Below are 8799 nucleotides of genomic sequence, written 5' to 3'. Positions count from 1 at the left end.
CCACGCCCGAGGCCGCCCCGGGCCGCCCGCGGGCCGATGTCCAGGGAGCTTCCCAATGAGCACCACCCCGCCGCTGATCGCCGTCGTCATCCCGCATTTCCAGCGCCAGGCCGGGCTGCTGCCCAAGGCGCTGGCGTCGGCCTTCGCGCAGACGATCGCCGACCGCCTCCACGTGATCGTCGTCGACGACGAGTCCCCGGTCCCGGCGCAGGCCGAGGTCGACGCGCATCCCGAGTTCCCGCGCGCGCAGCTGACGGTGCACCGCAAGCCCAACGGCGGCGCCGGCTCGGCCCGCAACAAGGCGCTGGACCTGGTGCCGGCCGGCACCCGCTACGTCGCCTTCCTCGACTCCGACGACGACTGGCGCCCGAACCACCTCGAGAACGCGCTGGCCGTGATGGGCGAGCGCTTCGACGGCTACTTCGCCGACTGGTGGTCGTTCAACTATCCGGACCAGACCAACTTCGAGCGCATCGGCACGCTGGACAAGCCGCATGCGCCGGTCAGCGCGCAGCCGCCGGGCTTCGACCTGGGCGTGTCGCCGCTGGAGCACATCCTGAGCGACGGCGGCGGGCTGATCCAGACCTCGACGGTGGTCTACCGCTTCGACCGCTTCCCGGCGCTGCGCTTCCGCGAGGAGTTCTTCAACGGCCAGGACTTCTTCTTCTGGATGGACCTGGGCGCCGGCGGCGCGACCTTCTGCTTCTCGACCGAGGTCGACTGCAACAACGGCGAGGGCATCAACATCTACCAGGGCGCGGGCTGGGGCACCGAGCGCTCGCTGCACCGGCTGCGCAACGAGCTGTTCGTCTGGACCTCGGTGCCGCGCTTCTACCGGCTGACCGACAGCCAGCACCGCAACAACCAGCGCACCATCCGCAACCTGCAGCAGGACGTCGTGCGCGACCTGCTGCACCGCGTGCGCCACGGCAAGGCGATCAACTTCAAGCTGGTGCGCGACATCCTGCGCTTCGACCCGACCTTCCTGCTCTACGCGGCGGCGGTGCCGTTCCGCGTGCTCGGCGAGAAGCTGTTCCGGCGATCGGGGAGCGCGCCCGCATGAACGCCAAGGTGCGCGGGGCCCTCGTCTGGTCCTTCGCGGAACGCTACGCCAGCCTGATCGTCAACATCGCGTCGACGATGGCGCTGGCGCGCCTGCTGACGCCGGCGCAGATCGGCGTCTATTCCGTCTGCGCCGCCTTCGTGACCGTGGCCACGGTGCTGCGCGACTTCGGCATCAGCGAGTACCTGATCCAGGAGAAGGAACTCACCGAGGACAAGCTGCGCGCCGCCTATGCCGGCGCGATCGCGATCGGCTGGTCGGTGGGCCTGGTGGCGCTGCTGGCGCGCCATCCGCTGGCCGAGTACCTGCGCGAGCCCGGCGTCGTCGACGTGATCGGCATCCTGGCGCTGAACTTCGCGATCCTGCCCTTCGCCTCGCCGGCCTTCGCGCTGCTGAACCGGCACATGGAATTCCGCAGGATCTTCATCATCCAGTTCTCGTCGTCGATGGTGCATGCCTGCACCGGCGTGCTGCTGGCGATGAACGGCTTCGGCTTCCGCAGCCTGGCCTGGGCCAGCGTGGCCAACACCGCCTTCCAGGCGCTGCTGCTGCTGGCGATGCGGCCGCCGGGCACGCTGCTGCTGCCCGGGCTCAAGGGCATGAAGCATGTCTTCGGCTACGGCTCGTACTTCGTGACCAGCCGCCTGATCGAGACCTTCACCCGCAATGCCCACGAGTTCATCATCGCCCGCAGCTTCGGGCTGACCTCGGTGGGCCTGTTCAGCCGCGCGCTGGGGCTGCTGGAGATGTTCTACACGAACGTCACCTCGGCGGTGCTGCGCGTGGCCACGCCGGCCTTCGCCGACCAGCACCGCCAGGGCGGCGACCTGCCGACGCTGTACGCGCAGGGCACCGCGATGATGACGGCGATCGCCTGGCCCTTCTTCGGTTTCGTGGCGCTGATGTCGCGCGACATCATGCGGCTGCTGTTCGGGCCGCAGTGGGACGCCGCGGCGCCGATCTGCACGCTGCTGGCGCTGGCGATCATGCCGACCTACCTCTACAGCCTCGGCCCCAACCTGCTCAACGCGACCGGCCACGTGGCCAAGCGGCTGCGCATCAACCTGGTCTACAGCCCGATCCACCTGGCGGTGCTGCTGGTCGCCTCGCGCATCAGCCTGGAGGCGCTGGCCGCGTCGTGGATCGTCAGCCACCTGGTGGCGCTGTCGCTCTACGTCTACTACATGCGCACGCTGCTGGGCGCGACGACGCGCACGCTGCTCGGCCCCAGCCTCAAGAGCGCGCTGGTGGCGGCCGGCTCGATCGCGGCGCAGGCGCTGGTGGCCGAGGTCGCGCACCGCTACCAGCTGCCGCTGCTGGTCGGCCTGCTGCTGACCGGCGCGGCCGGCCTGGCCGGGCTGCTGGTCGCGGCGGCGTCGCTGCAACATCCGCTCGCGCAGGAACTGATGCGCTCCCTCCAGCACCTGCGCAAGCGAGCCCTGCCATGAGCGCCCTGCCCGCGGCCGACGTCGCCTGCGTCATCGTCAGCTTCAACGGCGCGCCGTGGATGGCGGACTGCCTGCGCGCGCTGCGCGACAGCACCGTGCCGCTGCGGGTGATCGTCGTGGACAACGCGTCCTCGGACGAGACGCGCGCGATCGTCGGCGGCTTCCCCGAGGTCACGCTGCTGCCCCAGGCCGAGAACCTCGGCTTCGGCCGCGCCAACAACATCGGCATCGCGCGCGCGCTGGCCGACGGCGCGCGCCAGGTCTTCATCCTCAACCAGGACACGGTGCTGGCGCCGGACGCGATCGCGCAGCTGCTGCGCCAGGCCGAGGCCGACCCGTCGCTGGGCATCCTGTGCCCGCTGCAGCTCGACGGCGACGGCGCGGCGATGGACCCGACCTTCCTGCGCTACTACGTCGCGCCGCATGCGACGGCCTACCTGACCGACGCGGTGATGGGCCATCCGATCGCCGGCCACTACCGCGCGCATGCGCTGCCGGCGGCGGCGTGGCTGCTGACGCGCGAGTTCCTGGAGCAGGTCGGCGGCTTCGATCCGCTGTTCTTCCTGTACTGCGAGGACGACGACCTGTGCGCCCGCGCGCGGCACCACGGCTTCGGCATCGCGCTGGTGCCGGCGGCGACCTTCCGCCACCTGCGCGGGTTCCATACGCCGGCGTCGTCGATCCCGGCCGGGCAGCTGCTGCGCAAGCGGCGCTCGCGGCTGCGCTCGATCGTCGTCAACGAGATCAAGAAACCCGAGGGCCGCTTCGGCCGCAACGTCTGGTACGCGCTGGCGTCGCAGGCGGTGCAGAGCGCGCAGCAGCTGTTCGTCTATTTCAACTGGGTGGAGGCGCTGGCCGGCTGGGGGGCCGTCCTGCGCGTCATTCCGGAAGTGCCGCGCATCCGGCGGCACCGCGACGCCTGCCTGACGCGCGGGCCGCACTGGTTGCCATCCGTTCCGCCGACCCGGCCCTCACAAGACCGAGAACAATGACCAGCACCGCCACCTTCCTGTCCACCGGGCATCCGAGCCTGCCCGGCCTGCCGGCCGACGCGACCGAGGCGCAGCGCGACGCGGCCTGGCAGACGCTGCTGTCGGCCGCCGATCCGGCGCCGGGGCTGTCGCAGGTCGGCGGGCGCTTCTCCGTGGCGTGGCGCCAGCCCGGCGGGCGCACGGTGCTGGCCACCGACCGCTTCGGCATCGAGCCGCTGTGTTATCGCATCGTCGGCCACGAACTGCGCTTCGCGACGCGCGCGGACGACCTCGCCGGCGACGATGCCGACCTCGATCCGCAGGCGCTGTTCGACTATCTCTACTTCCATGTGATCCCGTCGCCGCGCACGGTGTTCCGCAACGTGTTCCGGCTGCCGCCGGGGCACGTGGCGATCTTCGAGCGCGGCGAGCTGCGCGTGCTGCCGTACTGGACACCGAGCTTCCGCGCCGATCCCGCGCCCAAGCTGGAGGACCTGAAGGCGGAGTTCCAGCAGATCCTGGAGCGCGCGGTCCGGCGCCAGGTGCGCGGGTCCGACGCGGCCTGCTTCCTGAGCGGCGGCACCGACAGCTCGACGGTGGCGGGCATGCTGAGCCGGGTCGCCGGGCGCGGCGCGGACACCTACTCGATCGGCTTCGAGGCCGAGGGCTACGACGAGATGGCCTTCGCGCGGATCGCGGCCAAGCACTTCGGCTGCCGGCACCACGAGTACTACGTGACGCCCAAGGACCTGGTCGACGGGATCGCCAAGGTCGCGACCCACTACGACCAGCCCTTCGGCAACAGCTCGGCGCTGCCGGCGTACTACTGCGCGCGCCGGGCGCATGACAACGGCGTGCGGCACCTGCTGGCCGGCGACGGCGGGGACGAGCTGTTCGGCGGCAACACGCGCTACGCGAAGCAGACGGTGTTCTCCTGGTACGGCGAGGTGCCGGCGCCGCTGCGCGACTTCGTGCTGCAGCCGGTGTTCGGCTCGCCGATCGGCAAGCTGCCGCTGCTCAAGAAGGGCGCGAGCTACATCGACCAGGCGCGCGTGCCGATGCCCGACCGGCTGCAGAGCTACAACCTGCTGACGCGGCTGGGCATGGCGGACGTGCTGGAGACCGACTTCCTGCGGCGTGTCGATCCGCTGGGGCCGCAGAAGCAGCAGCGCCAGGTCTGGAACGCGATCCGGACCGGCAAGCTGGTGGACCGGATGCTGGCCTTCGACTGGCGCTACACGCTGGCCGACACCGACCTGCCCAAGGTGGTCGGCACGACGGGCCTGGCGGGGACCTCGGTCGGTTTCCCGATGCTGGACGACGAGCTGCTGGCCTTCTCCGAGCGGCTGCCGGCGGACTACAAGCTCAAGGGGCTGAAGCTGCGCTGGTTCTTCAAGGAGGCGCTGCGCGGTTTCCTGCCCGAGGAGATCATCGTCAAGAAGAAGCAGGGTTTCGGCCTGCCCTTCGGCGTCTGGGCCACGCGCGACGCGGGGCTGCACGCGCTGGCGCAGGACTCGCTGGGCAGCCTGTCCACGCGCGGCATCGTGCGCCCGGCCTTCATCCAGGACCTGCTCAAGCACCGCCTGCCGGAACACCCCGGCTACTACGGCGAGATGGTGTGGATCCTGATGATGATGGAGCAGTGGCTGCGCGGACGGCGGCCCAACTATCGGGTGTGAGCCACAGCGCGAATCGCCAGGCGATCGTTGCCTTAGCCCGCCCCCCAATCGGCGAGTGTCCTCTTCAGCAGCACCAGGTCGTTCTCGTGCTCGGGGAATGCGGCGGGGTTGATGGTCGCAGCGCGTCTGCTGGTCTCCTCGAGACCCAGGAAGGTCTCAATCGCAGCCCGTTCAAACTTGTTCATCGGCGTGGAGACCCGATCACGGGAGGACTGCGTTGTGCCACGAGTCTTCATACGCGTGATGACAGAGATGAATCCTTCATCCGATCGCACCGCATCGCGAACCCAGGCCAGTGGTTCATCGGAGGACCCGGAGTAGTCCCTCCACCGATAGAGCCAAGAGATGAGACTTGGCGATCGCATCAAAGCGTCGGTTTTCGCAAGCCTACGAATCACATCAAGCCATTCGCCTTTGAGCGCCACGACCTCGTCCCCGTCCAGGACTGGGTTTGAACGTCGCTGCTCACCATCTTTGCGATCTTCGGGATCACTCAAGTGGATAAGCATGTCCGCGACGGAAAGTGCCTCCGTTTGGCGAAGCGCGGCGAGGGCCCAAGGCCCTCGACTTTCCGTTGGCAGACGGGCGAGAAACCAATTGGTGGCCCTCCACGCGGAGATCCAAGGGCTATTGAATGGCCCTGAATTCTTTGGATCGCCAGCAAGTGCTTCTCCGATACGAAACATGCCTAATAGCAGAACGCTGGGAGTTTCAAGCGGCAGACGATCGACAGCCTCATCAAGTCGAGCTGCGAGAGAGGGCAGCAGTCCGTCGGACTCAAGTGCCGTGATCTCGAGGGTCAAACGCTCTTCGGTCGTTGCAGCGGCAAGAAACGCGTTGAAGCGCGCGTCAGAAATCTCACCCTCTGGCGTCAGCAGTTCGAAGTAGCGAGGGAAGTAGCGTGCCACGCAGACGCGCTTTTCGACCAACCAAGTGGCCTGGGCACCCTCGTAGTGCATGCCTCCAAAGGCCCATTCCAAAGTTGGAAAGAGCTCGATAACAGCGTCACGCGCGGCATTCCGCCGGGCGGGTGCTACGGCCTCTAGGTGGTGCACGGCGGCGGCTCGATCCGCGTCTGCTCTCCCATCCTGAGGAAAGCGCCGTTCCTGCAACACCAGAGTTCTCTCTCGCCCGAGTGTCTCTCGCAGGTCCGGTTCGAAAACACGTAGCGTTTCCAAGAGCAAGAAGTCGACAAGGTTCACTTCAAGCCCTTGCTCCTCCACATGCAGCGGCAAGTGAATCGCAATTGAGGAAAGCAAGCGTCGTGCGTCGCGCACGTTTAGCAGGAATGGCTGAATGCAGCCGACAAAGACATTTCCCCAACGCGTGTAGGAAAAGCCGTTCGCCTCCGTCGCGAAGCGCTCGCAGACCTCGGCAAGTTCGGCGGCAAAGATCCGATGGACGACCGCCGGAGGGACCACAGGCAAGTCGAAGTTCGCTTGCACGATCTTCTCCAGAAATGCACGACCCTCGCCGTCTACGACGGGGTCAAGTGCCTGCTCAACGATGCTGGCTTGGAACAGCAACACGAACACGATGTTGGGCAAATTGGCGTTTGCTTTCACCTGCCGTAGGAGCATCCGAATCTGCTCGGGCTCGAGGCGATCGATGTCGTCCACAAAGACGACGAGTGGTCGATCGAGATTGCGCAGTTGCGCTTCCAGTTCTCGCCGAACGTCATCGATAGGATCCGCCCCCCTGTCGCGACCGAAATGAGCCATGACACGGCCAATCACGTTAACAACAACGGCAAGAGCTGCGAGAGCAGCGGCGACCTTCGCGACAGTCGGCAGGTTGAATCCAACGGCAGATGCGATTGCAACAACCGATGCATTGGTCAGTAGCGCAGTACTCCACCCGTGAGAGCTTGCAGCAGTCTTCAGGGGGCCACCGGCGCCAGTGAGAATCGCGCCATAGCGACGCAGGATTTCGGCTCGCTTGAGGGCGTCTGTGGAGTGAACCCCGCCAAGCCGATTCGAAATCTGCGTGAACAGGGCTCGAGCAATGACATCGCCACTACCCCATTGCCACGGATTGAAGTCGAGCCAATCAGCACCAGTCCGATGAGAGTCGAGGCGCTCCGTAATGAGATTCTTCAGCGAAGACTTTCCGAAGCCCCAACGGCCGCGGATTGCGAACACCCTTCCTTCACGCGGACTCAACTCAGACAGCACATTGGCGATGCGGTCCGCAAAGCCTGACCGACGCAGACGATCCTCCGAAGCAGTACGAATCGGAGATTCAGCGCCAATGCCAGCAGCCGGCGAATTGGATCTGGCCGACTCGGCGCTTCTCTTGGCATGCCATCGCGCCCAGCGCAGGGACAAGCCGATCATTGGGACGCGGCGCCGCCACGAACGCCGCGGAGCAGCCTGTGACCATGCGCCGCAGCCCGACTAAGCGGCGGCCAGTGATCGAAGTGCGTCGAGCGCGGCATGTCGCCACTTGGCCAGCGTCTTGCATAGATCATGTTGTTCTCCCTCGTTTCATACCTACGTTCGAATCGTAGATCAGCGCTGTGCGACCCAAACCACGCGCGATGCTCGGACACGGGCGCTGACGCAGGACTCGCTGGTCAAGAGATTCATGCGCGCAATCCTCGGCTCGGCCTTCATCCAAATATAGGGTGTGAACGCCTGAAGCGGGGGGGCGACCGGCGCGCGCGCCGCAACTAGCATCGCGCGATGTGCTACAGCGCCCGCATCCGCCAGGAATGGAAGACCTTCTGTACCCGCCTGGGCGTGAGGATCTCGCTGGCCGAGTACGTCGAACTGTTCTGGGAACGGGCCGACGGCCGCAAGCTGCCCATCCCCAAGGCGATGGAGGCGATGGTCGCGGAGCCGGCCACCGACGAAGAACGGCGTGCCCGCGAGGCCGTGCTGGCGTACCGCGCGTCGCGCACGCGGGAGGTCGAGCAAGAGCTCTTCGAGCTGCGCCGCCGCGTCGCGGACGCCGAACGCAAGCTCGCCGACAAGCCAACCAAGGCCGCGGAGGACAGCCGCCGAATCGCGCTGGGGAAGATCGATCAACGGCTGCGCTGGCTGGGCGATCTCGGACGCGACGCGCCGACGCAGGAGCAGGACGCGCGCATCTATCCCGGCTGGTACGTGCCGGTGCTGGTGATGGAGAACGGCGAGCGCGTGCTCAAGCCGATGCGCTACCAATGCCGGCCGGCGGGCAAGCCGGCCTTTCATGACACCCGGTATCCCGGCGCCTACAACGCGCGACGCGACAGCCTGGACGGCTATTGGAAAGGGCTGTTCGGCGTGAGCCACGGCGTGATGGTCGCGAGCGCGTTCTACGAGAACGTCGAGCGGGACGGCCGCAAGCAGGTGCTGGAGTTCAGCCCGCAGGGCGCGGGCGACCTGCTGGTGGCCTGCCTGTGGTCGCGCTGGGAAGCGCCGGGCGAGCCGACGCTGCTGTCCTTCGCGGCGATCACCGACGAGCCGCCGCCGGAGGTCGCGGCCACCGGCCACGACCGCTGCGTGATCCCGCTCAAGGAGGCCCACCTGGACGCCTGGCTCGATCCGAAGGGCGACCTCGACGCGATGCAGCGGATCCTCGACGACCGCGAGCGGCCTTACTACGAGCACCGGCTCGCGGCCTGAGGGCCGCGGGGCGCCGGAGGCCCTTCCCCG

6 protein-coding genes are annotated in these 8799 nt (G+C 67.3%); 5 read left to right on the top strand and 1 reads right to left on the bottom strand.

The genetic code is table 11. The annotated features are described in order from the left end of the window. Positions 1–55 precede the first annotated feature (55 nt). Genes N5D62_RS16815 through N5D62_RS16800 form a run of 4 tightly spaced genes read left to right on the top strand, consistent with a single transcriptional unit; the run spans position 56 to position 5161 of the window. The gene (locus N5D62_RS16815) at positions 56–1063 is read left to right on the top strand and encodes a glycosyltransferase family A protein (RefSeq protein WP_279759006.1); all 1008 of its coding nucleotides are present in this window, start codon (positions 56–58) and stop codon (positions 1061–1063) included. Then, positions 1060–2511: a lipopolysaccharide biosynthesis protein gene (locus tag N5D62_RS16810; protein WP_279759005.1), complete on the top strand. Its 1452-nt coding sequence runs from the start codon at positions 1060–1062 to the stop codon at positions 2509–2511. Before N5D62_RS16815 ends, N5D62_RS16810 begins: the two co-directional genes overlap by 4 nt. Then, a complete protein-coding gene (locus N5D62_RS16805; protein WP_279759004.1) occupies positions 2508–3503 on the top strand; it encodes a glycosyltransferase family 2 protein in 996 nt (331 codons plus the stop codon). The genes N5D62_RS16810 and N5D62_RS16805 overlap by 4 nt, the downstream gene beginning before the upstream one ends. After that, the gene (locus tag N5D62_RS16800; protein ID WP_279759003.1) at positions 3500–5161 is read left to right on the top strand and encodes an asparagine synthase-related protein; all 1662 of its coding nucleotides are present in this window, start codon (positions 3500–3502) and stop codon (positions 5159–5161) included. Before N5D62_RS16805 ends, N5D62_RS16800 begins: the two co-directional genes overlap by 4 nt. A 32-nt stretch (positions 5162–5193) precedes the next feature. Here N5D62_RS16800 and N5D62_RS16795 read toward each other — a convergent pair whose 3' ends face one another. Further along, positions 5194–7488, bottom strand: a complete 2295-nt coding sequence (locus N5D62_RS16795; RefSeq protein ID WP_279759002.1) for a P-loop NTPase fold protein — start codon at positions 7486–7488, stop codon at positions 5194–5196. Positions 7489–7845: 357 nt separating this feature from the next. On the opposite strand from N5D62_RS16795, the gene N5D62_RS16790 reads away from it, so the two are divergent. Continuing rightward, positions 7846–8769, top strand: coding sequence for an SOS response-associated peptidase family protein (locus tag N5D62_RS16790; protein ID WP_279759001.1), 924 nt, complete (start codon positions 7846–7848; stop codon positions 8767–8769). Positions 8770–8799 lie beyond the last annotated feature (30 nt).

This window comes from Mitsuaria sp. GD03876 (genome assembly GCF_029840635.1).
Taxonomy (GTDB): domain Bacteria; phylum Pseudomonadota; class Gammaproteobacteria; order Burkholderiales; family Burkholderiaceae_C; genus Roseateles.
Note: the sequence above shows the minus strand (reverse complement) of the source record. Positions and strands in the feature narration are given on the sequence as shown.